Annotated in this window: 20 protein-coding genes; 10 read left to right on the top strand and 10 right to left on the bottom strand. The window is 69.0% G+C overall.

What is annotated here, in order from left to right:
- The first annotated feature begins 86 nt into the window (after positions 1-86).
- Genes AC1RU4_RS00405 through kdsA form a run of 3 tightly spaced genes read left to right on the top strand, consistent with a single transcriptional unit; the run spans position 87 to position 2749 of the window.
- The gene (locus AC1RU4_RS00405) at positions 87-1094 is read left to right on the top strand and encodes a KpsF/GutQ family sugar-phosphate isomerase (protein WP_492889003.1); all 1008 of its coding nucleotides are present in this window, start codon (positions 87-89) and stop codon (positions 1092-1094) included.
- A complete protein-coding gene (locus AC1RU4_RS00400; protein ID WP_492889002.1) occupies positions 1091-1852 on the top strand; it encodes a 3-deoxy-manno-octulosonate cytidylyltransferase in 762 nt (253 codons plus the stop codon). Before AC1RU4_RS00405 ends, AC1RU4_RS00400 begins: the two co-directional genes overlap by 4 nt.
- Before the next feature lie 39 nt (positions 1853-1891).
- Complete coding sequence (gene kdsA, locus AC1RU4_RS00395) at positions 1892-2749, top strand: 3-deoxy-8-phosphooctulonate synthase (RefSeq protein WP_492889001.1); 858 nt, start codon at positions 1892-1894, stop codon at positions 2747-2749.
- A 35-nt stretch (positions 2750-2784) separates the two neighbouring features.
- On the opposite strand, the gene AC1RU4_RS00390 is transcribed toward kdsA, so the two are convergent.
- From AC1RU4_RS00390 to AC1RU4_RS00360, 7 genes are all read right to left on the bottom strand, one after another.
- Positions 2785-3222, bottom strand: coding sequence for a GlcG/HbpS family heme-binding protein (locus AC1RU4_RS00390; RefSeq protein WP_492889000.1), 438 nt, complete (start codon positions 3220-3222; stop codon positions 2785-2787).
- A gap of 144 nt (positions 3223-3366) precedes the next feature.
- The gene (locus AC1RU4_RS00385) at positions 3367-3792 is read right to left on the bottom strand and encodes a BA14K family protein (RefSeq protein ID WP_492888999.1); all 426 of its coding nucleotides are present in this window, start codon (positions 3790-3792) and stop codon (positions 3367-3369) included.
- Positions 3793-4039: 247 nt separating this feature from the next.
- Positions 4040-5053, bottom strand: coding sequence for an amino acid ABC transporter substrate-binding protein (locus AC1RU4_RS00380; RefSeq protein ID WP_492888998.1), 1014 nt, complete (start codon positions 5051-5053; stop codon positions 4040-4042).
- A 151-nt stretch (positions 5054-5204) separates the two neighbouring features.
- On the bottom strand, positions 5205-5831 hold the full coding sequence (locus tag AC1RU4_RS00375; RefSeq protein WP_492888997.1) for a L,D-transpeptidase: 627 nt from the start codon (positions 5829-5831) through the stop codon (positions 5205-5207).
- A gap of 256 nt (positions 5832-6087) precedes the next feature.
- On the bottom strand, positions 6088-7413 hold the full coding sequence (gene xylA, locus AC1RU4_RS00370) for a xylose isomerase (RefSeq protein ID WP_492888996.1): 1326 nt from the start codon (positions 7411-7413) through the stop codon (positions 6088-6090).
- Positions 7410-8867 (bottom strand): xylulokinase, encoded by a 1458-nt coding sequence (xylB, locus tag AC1RU4_RS00365; protein ID WP_492888995.1) that lies wholly within the window; start codon positions 8865-8867, stop codon positions 7410-7412. Before xylB ends, xylA begins: the two co-directional genes overlap by 4 nt.
- A gap of 46 nt (positions 8868-8913) precedes the next feature.
- The gene (locus tag AC1RU4_RS00360; protein ID WP_492888994.1) at positions 8914-9951 is read right to left on the bottom strand and encodes a LacI family DNA-binding transcriptional regulator; all 1038 of its coding nucleotides are present in this window, start codon (positions 9949-9951) and stop codon (positions 8914-8916) included.
- 279 nt (positions 9952-10230) lie between these two features.
- Here AC1RU4_RS00360 and xylF point away from each other — a divergent pair, with 279 nt between their 5' ends.
- From xylF to AC1RU4_RS00325, 7 genes are all read left to right on the top strand, one after another.
- Positions 10231-11271, top strand: coding sequence for a D-xylose ABC transporter substrate-binding protein (gene xylF, locus AC1RU4_RS00355; RefSeq protein WP_492888993.1), 1041 nt, complete (start codon positions 10231-10233; stop codon positions 11269-11271).
- Positions 11272-11357: 86 nt separating this feature from the next.
- On the top strand, positions 11358-12686 hold the full coding sequence (locus tag AC1RU4_RS00350) for a sugar ABC transporter permease (RefSeq protein WP_492889388.1): 1329 nt from the start codon (positions 11358-11360) through the stop codon (positions 12684-12686).
- Between the two features lie 17 nt (positions 12687-12703).
- Positions 12704-13486, top strand: coding sequence for an ATP-binding cassette domain-containing protein (locus AC1RU4_RS00345; RefSeq protein WP_492888992.1), 783 nt, complete (start codon positions 12704-12706; stop codon positions 13484-13486).
- A 98-nt stretch (positions 13487-13584) separates the two neighbouring features.
- Positions 13585-13998: a DUF2946 family protein gene (locus AC1RU4_RS00340; RefSeq protein WP_492888991.1), complete on the top strand. Its 414-nt coding sequence runs from the start codon at positions 13585-13587 to the stop codon at positions 13996-13998.
- A 72-nt stretch (positions 13999-14070) separates the two neighbouring features.
- Positions 14071-14628 carry a copper chaperone PCu(A)C gene (locus AC1RU4_RS00335; RefSeq protein ID WP_492888990.1) on the top strand — a complete coding sequence of 186 codons (558 nt, stop codon included), beginning with the start codon at positions 14071-14073 and terminating at the stop codon, positions 14626-14628.
- A gap of 86 nt (positions 14629-14714) precedes the next feature.
- Positions 14715-16079 carry a PepSY-associated TM helix domain-containing protein gene (locus AC1RU4_RS00330; RefSeq protein ID WP_492888989.1) on the top strand — a complete coding sequence of 455 codons (1365 nt, stop codon included), beginning with the start codon at positions 14715-14717 and terminating at the stop codon, positions 16077-16079.
- 63 nt (positions 16080-16142) lie between these two features.
- A complete protein-coding gene (locus AC1RU4_RS00325) occupies positions 16143-16613 on the top strand; it encodes a winged helix-turn-helix domain-containing protein (protein WP_492888988.1) in 471 nt (156 codons plus the stop codon).
- Here AC1RU4_RS00325 and modC read toward each other — a convergent pair.
- Genes modC through modA form a run of 3 tightly spaced genes read right to left on the bottom strand, consistent with a single transcriptional unit; the run spans position 16610 to position 19242 of the window.
- Positions 16610-17716 (bottom strand): molybdenum ABC transporter ATP-binding protein, encoded by a 1107-nt coding sequence (gene modC, locus AC1RU4_RS00320; protein WP_492888987.1) that lies wholly within the window; start codon positions 17714-17716, stop codon positions 16610-16612. The genes AC1RU4_RS00325 and modC overlap by 4 nt on opposite strands.
- Positions 17713-18402, bottom strand: coding sequence for a molybdate ABC transporter permease subunit (gene modB / locus AC1RU4_RS00315; protein WP_492888986.1), 690 nt, complete (start codon positions 18400-18402; stop codon positions 17713-17715). The genes modC and modB overlap by 4 nt, the downstream gene beginning before the upstream one ends.
- Before the next feature lie 39 nt (positions 18403-18441).
- On the bottom strand, positions 18442-19242 hold the full coding sequence (gene modA / locus AC1RU4_RS00310; protein ID WP_492888985.1) for a molybdate ABC transporter substrate-binding protein: 801 nt from the start codon (positions 19240-19242) through the stop codon (positions 18442-18444).
- Positions 19243-19254: the final 12 nt, after the last annotated feature.

Raw genomic sequence — 19254 nt, 5'->3', positions numbered from 1 at the left:
TGGGAGCCTTTGACGAGCCGCCGTGCGCGCGGCGCGCAAATCGGATAGGAAGACGGCATGATGGTTCAACGCCTCACGGTGAGCGGATGCTGAACACGACATCCCCGGCCGGCCGGACCGGGAGCTCCGGCGTCGCCTCGCTGCTGCGCACGCTGCAGAAGGCCTCCGACGCGGTCGAGACCCTGACCGATCTCGTGCGGGCCGATGACAGCCTGCACGCCGCCTTCGACGCGGCGGTCGAGCTGGTGGCGAGCCGCAAGGGCCGCCTCATCATCAGCGGCGTCGGCAAGAGCGGGCATATCGGCCGCAAGATCGCCGCCACCATGGCCTCGACCGGCACGCCGGCCTTCTTCGTGCACCCGACCGAGGCGAGCCACGGCGATCTCGGCATGATCGCCTCGGACGATACGCTGCTGCTGCTGTCCTGGTCGGGCGAGACCAGCGAGCTCGCCAATGTGCTCGCCTATGCCAAGCGCTTCGGCATCCCGCTCATCGCCATCACCTCGCGCGAGGACAGCGTGCTCGGGCGCAATGCCAGCGCCATGCTGTGCCTGCCGCAGGTGGCGGAAGCCTGCCCGCACGGCCTTGCCCCCACCACCTCGACGCTGCTGCAATTGCTGATCGGCGACGCGCTCGCCATCGCGCTGCTGGAGCATCGCGGCTTCACCCCGCAGGATTTCAGCGTCTTCCACCCCGGCGGCAAGCTCGGCTCGCAGCTGCGCCCGGTCGGCGATATCGCCCATTCCGGCGAGGAGATGCCGATCATCCCCATCGGCACCCGCATGAGCGAGGCGCTGCTGGTGATGTCGAGCAAGGGTTTCGGCGTCGTCGGCATCGTCGACGCCGCCGGTATGCTCGCCGGGGTCATCACCGACGGCGACCTGCGCCGCCACATGGCGCCGGACCTGCTGGAGCAGCGGGTCGAGGACGTCATGTCGAAGCGTCCGCGAGTGGTCGATGCCACGATGCTGGCGGCCGGCGCGCTGCTGCTGATGCAGTCGGAGAAGATCACCGTCGCCTTCGTGGTGGACGCGCAGCGCCGGCCGCTGGGCCTCGTCCATATCCACGACCTGCTGCGCGCAGGCGTGGCATGACCTCTTCGACGCCAGCCCGCGAGGACACACTGGTTCTCATCCCGGCCCGGATGGCCTCCACCCGCCTGCCGGGCAAGCCGCTCGCCGACATCGCCGGCGAACCGATGATCGTCCATGTCGCCCGCCGGGCGGCGGAGGCGCGGATCGGCCGCGTCGTCGTCGCCGTCGACCATGCGGACACCCTCGACGCCGTCACCGGCGCCGGCTTCGAGGCGGTGATGACCCGCGCCGACCATCCCTCCGGCTCCGACCGCATCTTCGAGGCGGCGCGGCTGGTGGATCCCGAGGGCCGCGCGCGCTTCGTCGTCAACGTGCAGGGCGACCTGCCGACCATCGAGCCGCACAGCGTGCGCGCCGCGCTGGCGCCGCTGGAAGACCCGGCCGTCGACATCGCCACGCTCTGCGTCGAGATCGTCCGCGAGGAGGAGCGCACCAATCCGAACGTGGTGAAGGTGGTCGGCTCGCCCCTGTCGGCGCAGCGCCTGCGCGCGCTCTACTTCACCCGCGCCACCGCCCCTTATGGCGCCGGGCCGCTCTATCACCATATCGGGCTCTACGCCTATAAGCGCACGGCGCTGGAGCGTTTCGTGGCGCTGCCGCCCTCGCCGCTGGAGCGGCGGGAATCGCTCGAACAATTGCGGGCGCTCGAGGCCGGCATGCGCATCGATGTCGAGATCGTCGCCTCGGTGCCGCTCGGGGTCGATACGCCGGAAGATCTCGAACGCGCCCGCCACATGCTGGCGGCGACGCCCGCCTGACGGCCGGAAGGCCGGTCAGGAGTTTCAGGAGTTCACGACGTGACCACCGTAGACGACGTCACCACCAACGCCACCATCCGTGTCGGCACCGGCGATCGGCAGGTCACCTTCGCCAATGACGCCCCGCTCGCCCTCATCGCCGGTCCCTGCCAGATGGAGAGCCGCGACCACGCCTTCATGATCGCCGAGCGCCTCGTCGAGATGTGCGACAGGGCCGGCATCCGCTTCGTCTACAAGTCGTCCTTCGACAAGGCCAACCGCACCTCGCTCTCGGGCAGGCGCGGCATCGGGCTGGAGCGGGCAATGGAAGTGTTCTCGGAGCTGAAGCAGCAGTTCGGCTTCCCGGTCCTCACCGACGTGCACACCAACGAGCAATGTGCCGAGGTCGCCCCGGTGGTGGACGTGCTGCAGATCCCCGCCTTCCTGTGCCGGCAGACCGACCTGCTCATCGCCGCTGCGCAGACCGGGCGGGTGATCAATGTGAAGAAGGGCCAGTTCCTCGCCCCCTGGGACATGCGCAACGTGCTCGACAAGATCGCCGGCAGCGGCAATCCCAACACGCTGCTCTGCGAGCGCGGCACCAGCTTCGGCTACAATACGCTGGTCTCCGACATGCGCTCGCTGCCGATCATGGCCGGGCTCGGCGCGCCGGTGATCTTCGACGCCACCCATTCGGTGCAGCAGCCGGGCGGCCAGGGCGGCTCCTCCGGCGGCCAGCGCGAATATGTCGAGACGCTGGCCCGCGCCGCGGTCTCCATCGGCGTCGCCGGCGTGTTCATCGAGACCCACGAGGACCCGGACCACGCCCCGTCCGATGGACCGAACATGATCCGCCTCGACAACATGCCGGCGCTGATCGCCAGGCTGCAGGCCTTCGACGCCGTCGCCAAATCCTGATCGGCCAATCCCGACGACGGCGTCGTTTTCCCGGATCAGTCCGCGCCGGGATCGGCGGTGAAGCCCGCGGAGGCGATGCCGGCGCTCGCCGCCGCCTCGTCGTTCTCCGACGTATCCCCCGAGATGCCGACGGCGCCGATCACCGCGCCGCCGGCGTCGCGGATCAGCACCCCGCCCGGCACCGGCACCAGCGCGCCGCCGACGACATTCGTCACCGAGGCGATGAAGAAGGCCTGCTCCTTGGCGCGCTTGAACAGCGAGCGCGAGCCCATGCCGAGCGCCAGCCCGCCATAAGCCTTGCCATGGGCCACCTCGAAGCGCTTCAGGCTGGTGCCGTCCTCGGAGGCGGCGGCCTTCAGCGCACCGCGCGCATCCAGCACGACGATGGACATCGGCTTGAAATTGCCCTTCCGGCAATGGTCGAGCGCGGTGGCGAGAATGGTCTGCGCGGCGGCAAGGGTCAGTTCGGTCATGGACGCACCTGTTGGCTCCGAGGCTTCGGTGCCCCGATAGGCCCGCTCCGCACGCCCGCGTCAAGGCCACCCGCCAGGCACGAAAAAGCCCGGCCGAAGCCGGGCTTTTCCTGGTGACGACAGCCAGCCGTCCGATGCAGCCGTTCAATAGGGCGACACGCAGTACTGGCGCGGTCCGTAATTGGGCTGGAAGGTGTTGTCCGAGACCCGATAGGACCGGTAGCGGCTCAGGCACCACTGCACGTGGCCGTCGCCGGCCGGCACGGCATAGCGCGGAGCCGGCACAGTGGCGATCGCCCCGCCGATAATGGCGCCGGTGGCGAAGGCGGCACCCGGGAACCACCAGTTATTGTAGCGACGGTAGCCGGGCCGGTAATAATTATAGCCGCGATGACCATTATAGTAATGGCGTCCACCCCGGTAATAATATCCACGGCGATACTGCACCTGCTCCACCTGCGGGGCCGGGACATTCAATCCCTGCGGGCTCCATGGCGCAGACACCGCCGGAATGACGCTCGACATCGCAATGGCGGCAACGGCGCCCGCGGCAAGAAGAACCGTTTTCATCGTCAGTTTCCTCCGGATATACGATCCATGCTTGGCATTTTATATGCCTTCCATGAATGTCGCCTGAACGGAATCTGTCAATGATGCGGCAGAAAGCTGAACGGGCGTTCAGGTAACGTTCGGGAAGCGTCTCACCGGCGGCCATGGGAGGCCATACGCACAAGACCTGACCAAACGCGCTCGTGATCCGCACGAAAAAGCCGGCGGGCTCGCACCCGCCGGCTTCTGCGATGAAATTCCGGTGAACTCAGCGGATCGGCGGGGCGTACTGGATGCCGCCGAGGCTCCACAGCTGGTTGATGCCGCGCGGAATGCCGAGCTTGGAGCCGGTGCCCACATTGCGCTCGAACACCTCGCCGTAATTGCCCACCGTCTTGACGATCCGAACCGCCCAGTCCTTGCTCAGGCCGAGATCTTCGCCATAGGTGCCCTCGGTGCCGACGAAGCGCTTCACGTCCGGCTTCTCCGACTTCAGCGCCTGGTCGAGCGTCTGGGTGCCGATGCCGAGCTCCTCGGCGTTCACCAGCGCATAGAAGCTCCATTTCACCACGTTCAGCCAGGGATCGTCGCCCTGCCGGACCACCGGGCCGAGCGGCTCCTTGGAGATCACGTCCGGCAGCACGATGCTATCCGCCGGCTTGGTGAGCTTCAGGCGCAGCGCGTAGAGCTGCGACACGTCGGTCGTCAGCACCGCGCACTTGCCCTCGTCATAGGCTTTCACCAGCTCGTCGACGCCCGGCAGCTGGATCAGCTCCAGCTTCATGTTGTTCTGCTTGAAATAGTCCTGCGCGTTCAGGGCGCTGGTGGTGCCGCTCTGGGTGCAGACCTTGGAGCCGTCGAGCTCCAGCGCGCCCATCTTGTTGCTTGCGGCCGGCACCATGAAGCCCTGGCCGTCATAATAGGAGACGGCGGCGAACATCAGCTTCAGCCCGGCCTCGCGGGAGAGCGTCCAGGTGGAGTTGCGGACCAGCACGTCGACATCGCCCTTGGCGAGGGCGGGAAACCGCGCGTCGGCCGAGAGCGGCACGTAGTCGACCTTGGCCGGGTCGTTGAAGATCGCCGCGGCGATCCCCTTGCACAGATCGACGTCGAAGCCGCTCCAGCTACCCTTGCCATCCGGCGCCGAGAAGCCGGCGAGCCCCTGGTTGACGCCGCATTTCAGCGTGCCGCGTGCCTTGACGTCGGCGAGCGTGTCGGCCTGCGCCAGCGCAACCGAAAACAGGACGCCAGCCGTTGCCAGCGCCAATCCCAAGCGTTTCATTCCATCCCCCTGCGGGCCCTGCCGGTCGGCATGTTGTCCGGAGCCTGTTCCGCAAGGGCTGAATGGCCACTGCACCGCGAACAGGCTCCAGGCTATTGAATCGAGAGCTCTTTCTTGTCGATCAGGCGATGCCGCCCGGTCGGAAAGGGTTCTAGAGCGCCGGCGTCTGCCGGATGATCACCTTGGTGCCGACCGGTACCCGCTGGTAGAGGTCGGAGACGTCGCTGTTCACCAGCCGGAAGCACCCCGACGACACGGCGTAGCCGATGGTCTGCGGCTGGTTGGTGCCGTGGATGCGATAGACCGTGCCGCCCAGATAGAGGGCGGCGGCGCCCATCGGGTTGCCGGGGCCGCCGGCCATGAAGCGCGGCAGGTAGGGCTGGCGCTGGATCATTTCCGGCGGCGGCGTCCAGTCCGGCCACTCGGCCTTGCGCGAGATCTTCTGCAGGCCCGACCACTGGAAACCGTCGCGGCCGACGCCGATGCCGTAGCGCAGCGCCCGGTTGTCGCCGAGCACGAGGTAGAGGAAACGCTCGTCGGTATGGATGACGATGGTGCCGGGCGGCTCGGTGGTGCGGAAATAGACCGGCTGGCGGCGGAAGGTCGGATCGAGCTGCTCCTCGTCCGCCGAAGGCACGCGGCCCGGCTCTTCCTGCACGTCCAGCAGGATGCCGTTGAGGCCGGCCGGCGGGCGCACCTGCGCCTCGGCCGTGCCGACGGCAAAAGCGGCGCTCATGGCGACCGCCACGGCCAGCGCGCTCACAATGGACAGACGCATACTCATCCCCTCCTCAGATCGCCGCATCCTTGCGTGGGACATCGGCACGAGTCACGGTCGCCCCCGGCCACCGATCGAAGGGATTTATTCACCACAAGTCAATGACGGATGGTTAATGCCGCGCCGGTATGTGCGTCCGGCACGGCGCAATCCCTCGGCCGTTCGGCGTCGCGCGGGGGCTTTTCAGCGGTCGCAAACCAGGCCGCCGAGCGAGGTCGATGCCCCGCCCGGCTCCTGTCGTGGCGCGCTCTGAGGCTCAGCGGAAATAGCTGAGCGCCAGCGCTTCCAGCCGCTCCTGCCGGCCGGAGCGCGGCTGCGGATCGAGATTGTCGGCCTCCACCCGCGCGGCGATGGCGTCGAGCGAGGAGCCGGGCGCCAGCATCGCCTTCGCCGCCGGGTTGTCCCAGCCGGCATAGCGTTCGTCGACCGCCTTCCCGAGACCGCCATCCTCCACCATGTCGGCGGCGACCAGCAGCGCCCGCGCGCACACGTCCATCGCCGCCGAATGGGCGAGGATCAGGTCTTCCGGCTCGATCGACTGGCGGCGGATCTTGGCGTCGAAATTGGTGCCGCCAGTGGTGTAGCCGCCCGCCTTCAGGATCTCGTACATGGCGAGCGCGGTGTCCTCGACATTGGTCGGGAACTGGTCGGTGTCCCAGCCGGACTGCGCGTCGCCCTTGTTCATGTCGATGGAGCCGAAAATACCCAGCGCGGCGGCCATGGCGATCTCGTGCTCGAAGCTGTGGCCGGCCAGCGTGGCGTGGTTGGCCTCGATATTGACCTTCACCTCCTTCTCCAGCCCGGCGCGGCAGAGCAGGCCGTACACCGTGCCGACGTCGAAATCGTACTGGTGCTTGGTCGGCTCCTGCGGCTTCGGCTCGATCAGGATCGTGCCCTTGAAGCCGATCTTGTGCTTGTGCTCGACCACGAGGTTGAGGAAGCGGCCCATCTGGTCGAGCTCGCGCGGCAGGCTGGTGTTGAGCAGCGTCTCATAGCCCTCGCGCCCACCCCACAGCACGTAGTTCTCGCCGCCGAGCTCATGGGTGACCTCCAGCACGTTCTTCACCTGCGCGGCGGCATAGGCGAACACGTCCGGGTCGGGATTGGTGGCGGCGCCGGCCATGAAGCGGCGGTTGGAGAACAGGTTCGCCGTGCCCCAGAGCAGCTTCACCTTCGAGGTCTCCATCTTCCGGGCGAAGATGTCGGCAATGGCGCGGACATTGGCATTCGACTCCTTCAGGCTCCTGCCTTCCGGGGCGATGTCGCGGTCGTGGAACGCGAAATACGGCACGTCGAGGATGCGGAACAGCTCGAAGGCCACATCCGCCTTGGCGCGGGCAAGGTCCATCTCGTCGGTGCCGTGCATCCACGGGCGCAGGAAGGTCTCGCCGCCGAACGGATCGCCGCCGGGCCAGGTGAAGCTGTGCCAGTAGGCGACCGCGAAGCGCAGATGGTCTTCCATGCGCTTGCCCAGCACCACCCGGTCCTTGTCGTACCAGTGGAAGGCGAAGGGGTTGCGGCTCTCCGGGCCTTCATAGGCCAGCGGCGCGGTCGGCTCGAAGAAACGGGTTGGGGCATTCATGACGTCACTCCCTTCAATGCGGGATACAGCGCGCGATAGCGGGCGTGGCTTTCCGCATAGGCTTGTTGAAGCGCCGGGGTCGGCGCGATGGTCTCGATGCGGCGGGGCGGCAGGCAGATGGCGGCGGGGGCTTCCCCGGTCGCCGCCATGCGGGCGAGCCGCGCGGCGCCGAACGCCCCTCCCCGCTCGCCATCCTCGATGCGGTTGATCGGCAGGCCGAGCACATTGGCGATGACGGCGGTCCAGAAGCGCGAGCGCGAGCCGCCGCCGATCACGTCGGCCTCGGTCAGCGTGGTGCCGGCGGCCTTGAGCGCGTCGAGGCAATCCCTGAACGCGAAGGCGACGCCTTCCAGCACCGCCTGCGTCAGCGCCTCGCGGCCGGTCTCGTGGTCGAGGCCAATGAAGGCGGCGCGGATCGCGGCGTCGTTATGCGGCGTGCGCTCGCCGGAGAGATAGGGCAGGAACATCGCCCGCGACGGCGCGGACGGCGCCTCGCCGAGCGGCGCCAGCAGATCGCCGGGCGCCACTTTCGCAACGTTCGACCACCAGCCGAGCGCCGATGCGGCGGACAGGATCACCCCCATCTGGTGCCAGGTGGCGGGGATGGCGTGGCAGAAGGCGTGGACGCTGGAGGCCGGATTCGGCGCGAAACGATCGGTGGTCGCCCACAGCACGCCCGAGGTGCCGAGCGACACGAAGGCGTTGCCGGGATGGATGGCGCCGAGGCCGATGGCGCCGGCGGCATTGTCGCCTGCCCCGCCCGCCAGCACCGGCGGCACCGCCATGCCCCAGCGCGCCGCGAGCTCCGGCTTGATGCGCCCGGCCGCCGCGCTGCCCTCGACGAGGCGCGGCATGTGCGAACGATCGAGCCCGGTCGCCGCCAGCGCCTCGTCCGACCAGTCGCGCCGCCCGACATCCAGCCACAGCGTGCCGGAGGCGTCGGACATTTCCTCGACCATCTCGCCGGTCAGCCGGTAGCCGACATAGGCCTTGGGCAGCAGCACCTTGGCGGTGCGGGCGAAGATGTCCGGCTCGTGCCTGCGCACCCAGAGGAGCTTCGGCGCCGTGAAGCCGGGAAAGGCGAGATTGCCCGCCACCGCGTGCAGGCGCGGGAAGGAGGCTTCCAGCTCCACGCATTCCGCCGCCGAGCGCCCGTCGTTCCACAGGATGGCCGGGCGCAGCACGTCGCCGGCCGCGTCGAGCAGCACCGCGCCATGCATCTGGCCGGACAGGCCGATGCCCTTCACCGCCGCCAGCGCCGCCGGCTGCCCGGCCCTGAGCGCGTCGAGGCACTGGAGCGTCGCCTGCCACCAGTCCTCAGGGTTTTGTTCGCTATGGCCCGGATGCGGCCGGGAGACGGCGAGCGCAACCTCGGCGGTGGCGAGGAGGGCCTGCGCCTCGTCGACGAGCACGGCCTTGACCGCGGAAGTGCCTATGTCGAGGCCGACGAACATGCCTCACGTCCTTTCACGCGCCGTGTCTCCACGCGCCATTGGCTGATCACGGCAGATTGTCCCGCACGAAAATGTCGATGCGGATGCGTTCCTGTTCGTCGAACAGCGGCTCGCCCGAGCAATGGGCGAGCAACACCCGCGCCGCCGAGCGCGACTGGTGGCCGGCATCCTGGTTGATCACCGCATCCATCGACCCGCGCAGCAGGAAGCGGCGGGTGTCCTCGGTGAGATCATGGCCGATGAAGATCAGCTCGCCGGCGCGGTTCTCGGCCGTCAGCGCCGCGGCGATGCCGCCATTGCCGGCGCCGACATTGTAGAGCCCGACCAGGTCCGGCACCTCCCGCACCATCCGCGACACGATCTCCTGGGTGCGGGCGTCCTCGTCGAGGCTCTCCTGCGCCGGCAGCACCTTCAGCGCCGGATATTCGCCCGACAGCACCTGGGTGAAGCCGAACTGCCGCTCGGCATGGTCGCGCAGCGCCGGGGTGCCGACGATCAGCCCGACCGAGCCATGGCGGCCGGCGGCGAAACGCCCGAGCAGCGTGCCGGCGGTGCGCCCGGCGGCGATGTTGTCGACGCCGACATAGTGCCGGCGATGCGAGGACGGCACGTCGGAGACCAGCGTCACCACCACCGTGCCGGCGGCGGCGAGGTCGTCGATCGCGGAGCGCACCCGCGGATGATCGAGCGCCACCACGGCAACGCCGTCGTAACGGCCGATCAGCCCTTCCAGCACCGAGGCCAGCGCCTCGGGCGCGAACACGTCGACCCGCAGCATGTCGATGAAGGCGTTGTGGGCCGACAGCCACTCCGCGGTGTTGGTCACCTGCTCGGCGAGCTGGCGCATGAAGACGTTGGGACCGCTCGGCAGCACGAAGCAGAATCGGTAGGTCTCGCCCCGCGCCAACCGCGCCGCGGCGACGTTCGGCCGATAGCCGAGCCGGGCCACAACTTCGCGCACCCGCTCGGCTGTGGCGTTGCGCACGCCGGCGCGCCCGTTCAGCACGCGGTCGGCCGTCGCCAGCGAGACACGGGCCTCGCGGGCGACGTCCTGCAGGGTGATGCGTGAGAGAACTCTCGACATGCGGGGGATGCTGCCCTCAAATTCTGACGTGCGCAACTCATCAATGAGATGTCCACCAATTAGACAGTGGGTCAAAAGTCGTGGTGGAATTGTTCGGCTGCGATGCGAAGAAGGGTCGACGAGAGCCTCAATCATGTGCAAAGTCGGCCGCAGATCGCAGAGGAGGGTGAAGCCCGTCATTCTCTTTGAGGTTCGAACGTCAAGAAAAGAGGCCGCCTGACGGGTCAAGCCCTCGGCGAAGGCCTTCCCGGTCCATTCGCATCCTTTTGGGAGGAAAGCATGAAGTCCAAACTCTTCGTCACCGTGGCGGCCTTCGCCATGCTCGTCGCGACCGGCGCCGCCCGCGCCGCCGACACCGTGGTCGGCGTCTCGTGGTCGAATTTCCAGGAAGAACGCTGGAAGACCGACGAAGCCGCGATCAAGAAGGCGCTCGCCGCCGCCGGCGCCAAGTACATCTCGGCCGACGCCCAGTCGTCCGCCTCCAAGCAGCTCTCCGACGTCGAGGCGCTGATCGCCCAGGGCGCCAACGTGCTCATCGTCCTGGCGCAGGATGCCGAGGCCATCGGCCCGGCGATCACCAAGGCGCAGAACGAGGGCATTCCGGTGGTCGGCTATGACCGCCTGATCGAGATGCCCTATGCCTACTACATCACCTTCGACAACAAGGAAGTCGGCCGCCTCCAGGCCGCCGAGGTCCAGAAGATCAAGCCGAAGGGCAACTACCTCTTCGTCAAGGGCTCGGCCTCCGATCCCAATGCCGACTTCCTGTTCTCCGGCCAGATGGAAGTGCTGAAGCCCGCCATCGACAAGGGCGACATCAAGAATGTCGGCGAGGCCTATACCGACTCGTGGCTGCCGGCCAACGCCCAGCGCAACACCGAGCAGTTCCTGACCGCCAACAACAACAAGGTGGACGCCGTCGTCGCCTCCAATGACGGCACCGCCGGCGGCGCGGTGGCCGCGCTCGCCGCCCAGGGCCTCGCCGGCTCGGTGCCGGTTTCCGGCCAGGACGCCGACTTCGCCGCGCTCAACCGCATCGCGCTCGGCACCCAGACCGTGTCGGTATGGAAGGACAGCCGCGAGCTCGGCAAGCGCGCGGCGGAGATCGCCCTCGAACTCGCCAAGGGCACCAAGCCCGCCGACGTCAAGGGCACCACCATCTTCTCCGGCGGCCCGAAGAAGGTGCCGATGAACTCGACCTTCCTCAAGCCGGTTCCGATCACCAAGGACAATCTCGGCGTGATCATCGAGGCCGGCTGGGTGCCCAAGGCGACCGTCTGCCAGGGCGTGAAGGCCGGCACCGTCAAGGCATGCAACTGATCGTCCAATATCGCGGCGGGGAACTAACCCCGCCGCGCGCCCGCACGCGGGCAGGTTGAGGAGAACGCCCGATGAGCGAGACCGCGATGAGTCAAACTTCGGCACCCCCTCCGGCCCCAGCGCCGGCTCCGTCCCGCCCCGCGTCGCCGCCGCAGGGCGCCGCACCCTCTCTCATCGGCGCGCTTGAGCTCGACGTGCGCTTCCTCGGCATGGTCGGGGCGCTGGCGGTCATCTGGATCGTCTTCGACTTCCTCGCCGACGGCACCTTCCTGACCCCGCGCAATCTCTGGAACCTGTCGGTTCAGACCGCCTCCATCGCGGTGATGTCCACCGGCATGGTGCTGGTCATCGTCATGCGCCATATCGACCTGTCGGTGGGCTCGATCCTCGGCGTCACCGGCATGATCATGGCGGTGTTCCAGGTCAACCACCTGATGCCGACCTTCGGCTTCAACCATCCGGCGGTGCTGGTGCTGACCCTGCTCGCCGGCGTGCTGGCGGGCGGCCTCATCGGCGCGCTGCACGGCTTCGTCATCGCCTATCTCGGCGTGCCGGCCTTCATCGTCACGCTGGGCGGCCTGCTGGTCTGGCGCGGCGCCGCCTGGGCGGTGGCCGAAGGCAAGACCATTCCGCTCGTCGACGACAATTTCAAGCTGCTCGGCGGCGGCGCCGACGGCTCCATCGGCGCCTTCTGGAGCTGGGTGGTGGCCGCGATCGCCTGTTTCGTCATCCTCGTCGCCACGGTTCAGGCCCGCCGCCAGCGCCAGCGCTTCCGCTTTCCGCTGAAGCCGGTCTGGGCCGAATTCGTCACCGCCGGCATCGGCTGCCTCGCGGTGCTCGCCGCCACGCTGGTGGTCAACGCCTATACGCTGCCGGCCGCGCTGGCCCGCCGCTATGCCGAGGCGAACGGCCTTGCCGTGCCGCCGGAGGGCCTCGCCATCTCCTTCGGCTTCGCGGTGCCGGTTCTGGTCGCGCTGGCCATCGGCGTGATCATGACCTTCGTCACCACCCGCACCCGCTTCGGCCGCTATGTCTTCGCCATCGGCGGCAACCCGGAAGCCGCCGACCTCGCCGGCATCAACACCAAGCGGGTGACGCTGATGGTGTTCTCGCTGATGGGCGTGCTCGCCGCCATCGGCGCCGCCATCTCCACCGCCCGCCTCAATTCGGCGACCAACGCGCAGGGTACGCTCGACGAGCTCTACGTCATCGCCGCCGCGGTCATCGGCGGCACCTCGCTTGCGGGTGGCGCGGGAACCGTGGCCGGCGCCATGCTCGGCGCCCTGGTCATGCAGAGCCTGCAATCGGGCATGGTGCTGATGCGGGTCGATACGCCCTACCAGAACATCGTCGTCGGCATCGTGCTGGTATTCGCCGTGTGGATCGACACGGTCTACCGTCGGCGCTTCAAGTGAGCGGAGGAGACAAGACCATGCAGAACGGCTCCGCCACCCCTCTCGTCGACATGCGCGGCATCTCGATCTCCTTCGGCGGCATCCGTGCCGTCGACGGGGTCGATGTCGACCTCTATCCCGGCGAGGTCGTCGGCCTGCTCGGCCATAACGGCGCCGGCAAGTCGACGCTGATCAAGATCCTGTCCGGCGCCTACCGGCCGGATACCGGCGAGATCCGCATCAATGGCGAGCGCGCCGACATCGCCAATCCGCGCGATGCCAAGCGCTACGGCATCGAGACGATCTACCAGACGCTCGCCCTCGCCGACAATGTGGACGCCGCCGCCAACCTGTTCCTCGGCCGCGAGCTCCTCACCCCCTGGGGCACGCTCGACGACGTCGCCATGGAAGCGGCGGCGCGCGAGGTGATGGGCCGTCTCAACCCGAACTTCCGCAAGTTCAAGGAGCCGGTGCGCGGCCTGTCCGGCGGCCAGCGCCAGTCGGTGGCCATCGCCCGCGCCATCCACTTCAACGCCAAGATCCTGATCATGGACGAGCCGACCGCCGCGCTCGGCCCACAGGAAACGGCGCAGGTGGCCGAGCTGATCAAGCAGCTCAAGGCCGAGGGCATCGGCATCTTTCTGATCAGCCACGACATCCACGACGTGTTCGATCTCGCCGACCGCGTCAGCGTGATGAAGAACGGCAAGCTGGTCGGCACCGCCCGCACCTCCGACGTCACCAAGGACGAGGTGCTGGGCATGATCATCATGGGCAAGAGCCCGCCCGGTGCCATTCCCGGCCCCGGCGCCAGCCACTAGGCACGCATCCGCCAGGCGGCACCCCGCCCGGCGTCATCCTGCCGCTCTTGGGCGAGCCGCCGGGCCATGATACTGGCTAGGCCCATGGAGCGGGCGGCATGAGCAACGGCGCACGACGGATCGGCAGGGCGGCGGCGGGAATTCTCGTCGCCTATCTGCTCGTCCTGCAGACGCTGCTCGGCGGCCTCGCCATGGGCGCGCATGCCGGCATGGGCGTCGCCCTCGGGCCGTATGGCGAGACCATCTGCCTCAACGGCCCGGCCGGCGGCACCGACCGGCAGGACCCCGCCGGCCGGGACCCTACCGACCAGGATCCCGTCGGCCACGCCCCCGATTGCTGCACGCTCGGCTGCCGCACCGGCGCCGTCGCCTCGCTGCCGCCGCCGCAGCCCCCCGCCTTCGCCGCGCCCGCGCTTCTGCAGGCCCATGCGCCGGCACTGCCGCGCGCCGACCGCGCTGCCGTCGGCATCGGCCATCTTCCTCACAACGCCCGCGCGCCTCCCAGCGCCTGACGCAGACCCTCGCTTCCGATCTGTCGTCGATTCGGCCGGCCGCCCCGGCGCGCCCGCCTCTGGGAATTCATCATGTCCACCTTCCTCAACAGCTTCCGCTATTCCACCCAGCGCCTTGCCTTCGCCCTGCTGGCCGGCGCCTTGCTGCTCGTCGCCCATGACGCCGCCCACGCCCACGGCTTCAAGGTCGGGACCCTCGAGATCGGCCATCCCTGGGCCCGCATGACGCCGGCCGGCGCCAAGGTCGGCGGCGGCTATCTCACCATCGAGAACACCGGCACGGCGCCGGACCGCCTCGTCGCCGTCACCGTCGCCGCCGACATTGCCGGCCGCGCCGAGATCCACGAGATGAGCGTCACCGACGGCGTCATGAAGATGCAGATGCTGCCGAATGGCATCGAGATCCCCGCCGGTGCCAAAATGACGCTGGCGCCGGGCGGCTATCACCTGATGCTGCAGGACCTGAAGCAGCCGCTGAAGGAAGGGGCGAGCTTCAAGGGCACGCTCACCTTCGAGAAGGCCGGCACGGTGGCGGTCGAGTTCAAGATCGAGGGCATGGCAGGCCCCAAGGGGGCCGCGTCAGCCGCGATGCCCGCCGGGCACGAGATGCACACGGCGCCGTCGAACTGAGCTGATCCCCATCACCTGCCGCGCGCCCGCGCTGCCCTGACCGGCGGCGCGGCGGCGCCTGCGGCCCATTTTCCGGAAGCTTTCCGATGAACGCCACCCCCTTGTCCAAGGCATCGCCGGCGCCCGACCGCGCAGCCAGCCTCTACCGCGCCGTGTGGCGCTGGCATTTCTACGCCGGCCTTCTGGTGCTGCCGTTCATGATCCTGCTCGCCATCACCGGCGGCGCCTACCTGTTCCGCGACGAGATCGACAACGCCTGGCACCGCGACCTCAAGCAGGTGGAGCTGCGCCAGACCGCCCCGCTCGCCGTGGGGCGGCTGGTCGAGGCGGCGCTGGCCGCCCGCCCCGGCACCGCGCTGAAGATCGTCATGCCGGCGACGCCGACGACCTCCACCGAGATCGTGGTGAAGACCACGGACGGCGCCCGCCGCTCGGTCCATGTCGATCCCTATGACGGGCGCGTGCTCGGCGACCTGCCGGATCGCGGCACGATCATGTGGCTGATCCGCCGCCTGCACAGCCTCGCCGAGTTCGGACCCATCGCCAACGGCCTCATCGAGATCACCGGCGGCTGGTCGATCCTGCTGGTCGGCACCGGCTTCTATCTCTGGTGGCCGCGCCGGCAGGCCGGCGACGTGGTGTCGGTGCGCGGCACGCCGGGCAAGCGGGTGTTCTGGCGCGACCTGCACGCGGTCACCGGCGCCTTTGCCGGCCTCGCCATCGGCTTCATGGCGCTGTCCGGCATGCCGTGGTCGGTGCTGTGGGGCGAGAAGGTGAACGAGTTCGTCAACAGCACCAATTACGGCTACCCGTCCGGCGTCTATACCGATGTGCCGATGTCCGACGAGCATCTCGCCCATGCCAACGGCCCGACCGCCTGGTCGCTGGAGCAGGCGAGGATGCCGCTCTCGGTCGAGGCAGGCGGCAAGCCGATCGGCATCGACGCCGCGGCCGCCATCGTCGACGGGCTGGGTGTCGCCCCCGGCTACACGCTGAGCCTCCCCTCCTCGCCGGCCGGCGTCTATTCCGCCGCCGTCTACCCGGACGACCTGTCGAGGCAGCGCGTCGTGCATCTCGACCAGTATAGCGGCAAGCCGTTGATCGACATGAGCTATGCCGATTACGGCGCCGCCGCCAGGGCGTTCGAATGGGGCGTCAACGTGCATATGGGCCAGGAATACGGCCTCGCCAACCAGCTCGTCCTGCTGGCGGTGTGCCTCGCCATCGTGCTGATGGCGGTCTCGGCCGCGGTGATGTGGTGGAAGCGGCGGCCGGCCGGCTCGCTCGGCATCCCGCCCGCCCCGGCGGACGGCTCGGCGATGCGCGGGCTCATCGCCATCATGGCCGTCATCGGCCTGGTCTTCCCGCTGGTCGGCGCCTCGCTCTTCGTCATGCTGGCGCTGGACGTCCTGTTCGCCCGCCAGCCCCGCCTCGCCCGCCGCGCCGCCTGACAGGCCCGGCGGAAGACTTCCCGCCTCCCGCCCCTTCGCCTACTATCCGGGCGAAGGGGCGCCATGACGGATGAAGCCGACGACCACGAAGACCACGCCGCCGCGCGCCATCGCGACGGGCTGTTCATCCGCCTGTATTTCGGCGACGGCCGCCATCTCGGCCCCGGCATGATCGATCTTCTGGAAACCATCCGCACCGAGCGCTCCATCCTGTCGGCGGCGCGCAAGATGGGCATGAGCTATCGCCGCGCCTGGCTGCTGGTCGACGAGATCGACACGTCCTACGGCCAGCGCGTCGTCGTCACCCATCCCGGCCGGCGGGGCCACGGCACCGACCTCACGCCCTTCGGCGAGCGGCTGATCGCGCTCTACCGCGCCATCGAGGCGAAGAGCACGGAGGCCACCGCCGCCGAGACCGCCGAACTGCGCGCCGCGCTGGCCGCCGACTGGCAGAAGCGCCCGGACGACAAGCCCGCCCCCAAGGCCGCGAAGGCACCGCGCACGCCTGGCGCCAGGGATGTCGCCAAGCCCTAAGGCACCGGCCGCGGGGTGAAGTCCGGGCTGCGGCTGTCCACCGCCACCGTCTTGATCATCGCCCACACATCGAGGCCCGGCGCCAGGTTCAGCCGCTCCACGCTCTCGCGGGTCACGCTGGCGGTGAGCCGGCTCGCGCCGGCGACCAGCGCCACATCGGCATAGGGCCCCTCGCCCGGCTCGATCGCCTCGATCACCGCCGGCAGCAGGTTGCTCACCGAAACGTCGACCGGCCTGGCGAGGGCCAGCGCCACATCCCGCGCCCGCACCCGCGCCCGCACCCGGCCGCCCGGCGGCACCTCCACCCGCGGCACCCGCAATTCCCCGCCGGGAAAGCCGAGCGTCGACAGGTCGTAGCTCTCGTCGTGCCGCACCACGGTGCAGTCGAGCACCGTGCCGAGGTCGAAGCGGCCGATCACCGGCAGGATGTCCGCGCGCGACATCACCTCGGCGACCGGGCCCTGCGCCACCTGCCGGCCCTCGCTGAGCACCACCACCCGCTCGGAGAGCCGCAGCACCTCCTCGATGGAATGGCTGACATAGAGGATCGGCAGCCGCATCTCGTCGCGCAGCCGCTCCAGATAGGGCAGGATCTCGTTCTTGCGCGCGGCGTCGAGCGCGGCCAGCGGCTCGTCCATCAGCAGCAGCCGCGGCTGGGAGAGCAGCGCCCGGCCGATCGCCACCCGCTGGCGCTCGCCGCCGGAGAGCGTATGCGGCCGCCGGCGGAGCAGATGGCCGATTCCGAGCAGGTCGACCACCGCGTCGAAACCGATGCCGGCATCGGCGCCGCGCGCGCGCCGCTGGCCGTAGCGCAGGTTGCGTTCCACCGACATATGCGGGAACAGCCGCGCGTCCTGGAACACATAGCCGGCCCGGCGCCGCTCGACGGCGAGGTCGATGCCGCGCGCGGAATCGAAATAGGTCTCGCCCTCGACGACGATCCGCCCGCGATCCGGCCGCACCACCCCGGCCACCGCCTGGATGATGGTGGTCTTGCCGGCGCCGGAGCGGCCGAACAGCGCCGTCACCCCTGCCGCCGGCGCGGTGAAGGCCGCCTCCAGCATGAAGCCGGGGCGGGCGAGGCGGATGTCGATCTCGATCATGCGCGCCCGATCAGCGTGCGGATGCGCCGGTCGGCAAGGCCGGCGAGCAGCAGCGATCCCAGCGCCAGCACCACCGACACCAGGGTCAGCCGCAGGGCCATGGCGTCGCCGTCCGGCATATGGGTGGCGCTGTAGATGGCGAGCGGGATGGTGCGGGTCTGGCCCTCGACATTCGACACGAAGGTGATGGTGGCGCCGAACTCGCCCAGCGCCGAGGCGATGGCGAGCAGCGCCCCCGACAGGATGCCGGGCAGCATCAGCGGCAGCGTGACGGTGAGAAACACGTCGAGCCGGCTCGCTCCCAGCGTCCGCGCGGCGGTCTCCAGCCCCCGGTCCACCGCCTCCAGCGCCAGGCGGATGGCGTTGACGGTGAGCGGAAAGCTGACCACCGCCGCCGCCACGGTGGCGCCGGCGGTGGTGAAGATCAGCCGGATGTCGAACCACTCGGCGAGGTACTGTCCGAGATAGCCGCGCGCGCCCAGCGTGATGAGCAGCAGATAGCCGACCACCACCTTCGGCAGCACCAGCGGCAGATAGACGATGCCGTCGAACAGGCTCTTGCCGGGAAAGTCGAGCCGGGCCAGCGCGAAGGCGGTGGCGAGCGCGAAGGGCAGGCTCCAGAAGGTCGCCCAGAAAGCGACCTTGAGGCTCAGCACGACCGCCGTCCATTCCTCAGGCGTCAGCATGGTTTCTCCCGACCGGACGGCACGTTGCCGCCGCCAGCGTCAATGAACCACGAAGCCGTACCCGGCATAAACCGCCTTGGCGTCCGCCGAGGTGAGGAAATCGAACAACGCCCTGGTGTCCGGCGTATCCTGTCCCTTCACGATCTCGAACGGATATTCCACCGGCGGGTGGCTGTCGGCCGGGAAGGTGGCGACGATCTTCACGTTCTTGGCGATGGCCGCGTCGGTCGAATAGACGATGCCGGCCGCCGCCTCGCCGCGCTCGACCAGCGCCAGCGCCGCCCGCACGCTCTCGGCGCCGACCACGCGGTCCTTCACCTTGTCCCACTGGCCGAGCGTGGTCAGCGCGGTCTTGGCATAGACGCCGATCGGCACGCTGTCGGTGAGGCCGGTGGCGATCCTGCCGTCGGCGCCGAGGAAGGCCAGCCAGTCGAAGCTCTTGTCGATGGTGACCGGCTTCGCCTTGTCGGCCGGCATGATCAGCACCAGGCTGTTGCCGATCGGGGTGACGCGCGTCGCCTTCAGCGTCAGGTCCTTGCCCTCGGCATAGTCCATCCACTTGGTGTCGGCGGAGGCGAAAATGCCCGCCGGCGCGCCCTGCTCCAGCTGCTTGGCCAGCGCCGAGGAGGCGGCGAAGGAGAAGGTGACGTCCTTGCCGGTCTTCTCCTTGTACAGCTTGCCGATGTCCTGGAAGGCATTGGTCAGGCTGGCGGCAGCGAACACGGTGGTCTGCGCCCGCGCCTGCGTCGCCGGAACGGTAACCGTCAGCAGCAGCGCGGCGGCCGCCGCGGACGCAAGGCGCAGCGCCGGGCGGAAAAGGTCGAAACGGATATGGGACATGCAGCGTCTCCC

Source organism: Ancylobacter sp. GW821-FHT10E12 (genome assembly GCF_058809335.1).
This window is presented reverse-complemented; position numbering and strand designations above follow the sequence as displayed.

Bases quoted from the DNA above. Each gene is read 5' to 3' on its own strand.
- AC1RU4_RS00400 (WP_492889002.1), top strand. From the start codon at position 1,091: ATGACCTCTTCGACGCCAGCCCGCGAGGACACACTGGTTCTCATCCCG.
- AC1RU4_RS00350 (WP_492889388.1), top strand. From the start codon at position 11,358: ATGAGTCAAACTTCGGCACCCCCTCCGGCCCCAGCGCCGGCTCCGTCC.
- AC1RU4_RS00340 (WP_492888991.1), top strand. From the start codon at position 13,585: ATGAGCAACGGCGCACGACGGATCGGCAGGGCGGCGGCGGGAATTCTC.
- AC1RU4_RS00385 (WP_492888999.1), bottom strand. From the start codon at position 3,792: ATGAAAACGGTTCTTCTTGCCGCGGGCGCCGTTGCCGCCATTGCGATG.
- AC1RU4_RS00325 (WP_492888988.1), top strand. From the start codon at position 16,143: ATGACGGATGAAGCCGACGACCACGAAGACCACGCCGCCGCGCGCCAT.
- modC (WP_492888987.1), bottom strand. From the start codon at position 17,716: ATGATCGAGATCGACATCCGCCTCGCCCGCCCCGGCTTCATGCTGGAG.
- AC1RU4_RS00375 (WP_492888997.1), bottom strand. From the start codon at position 5,831: ATGCGTCTGTCCATTGTGAGCGCGCTGGCCGTGGCGGTCGCCATGAGC.
- modA (WP_492888985.1), bottom strand. From the start codon at position 19,242: ATGTCCCATATCCGTTTCGACCTTTTCCGCCCGGCGCTGCGCCTTGCG.
- xylF (WP_492888993.1), top strand. From the start codon at position 10,231: ATGAAGTCCAAACTCTTCGTCACCGTGGCGGCCTTCGCCATGCTCGTC.
- AC1RU4_RS00380 (WP_492888998.1), bottom strand. From the start codon at position 5,053: ATGAAACGCTTGGGATTGGCGCTGGCAACGGCTGGCGTCCTGTTTTCG.
- AC1RU4_RS00405 (WP_492889003.1), top strand. From the start codon at position 87: ATGCTGAACACGACATCCCCGGCCGGCCGGACCGGGAGCTCCGGCGTC.
- AC1RU4_RS00330 (WP_492888989.1), top strand. From the start codon at position 14,715: ATGAACGCCACCCCCTTGTCCAAGGCATCGCCGGCGCCCGACCGCGCA.
- AC1RU4_RS00335 (WP_492888990.1), top strand. From the start codon at position 14,071: ATGTCCACCTTCCTCAACAGCTTCCGCTATTCCACCCAGCGCCTTGCC.
- AC1RU4_RS00345 (WP_492888992.1), top strand. From the start codon at position 12,704: ATGCAGAACGGCTCCGCCACCCCTCTCGTCGACATGCGCGGCATCTCG.
- modB (WP_492888986.1), bottom strand. From the start codon at position 18,402: ATGCTGACGCCTGAGGAATGGACGGCGGTCGTGCTGAGCCTCAAGGTC.
- xylB (WP_492888995.1), bottom strand. From the start codon at position 8,867: ATGTTCGTCGGCCTCGACATAGGCACTTCCGCGGTCAAGGCCGTGCTC.
- AC1RU4_RS00360 (WP_492888994.1), bottom strand. From the start codon at position 9,951: ATGTCGAGAGTTCTCTCACGCATCACCCTGCAGGACGTCGCCCGCGAG.
- AC1RU4_RS00390 (WP_492889000.1), bottom strand. From the start codon at position 3,222: ATGACCGAACTGACCCTTGCCGCCGCGCAGACCATTCTCGCCACCGCG.
- xylA (WP_492888996.1), bottom strand. From the start codon at position 7,413: ATGAATGCCCCAACCCGTTTCTTCGAGCCGACCGCGCCGCTGGCCTAT.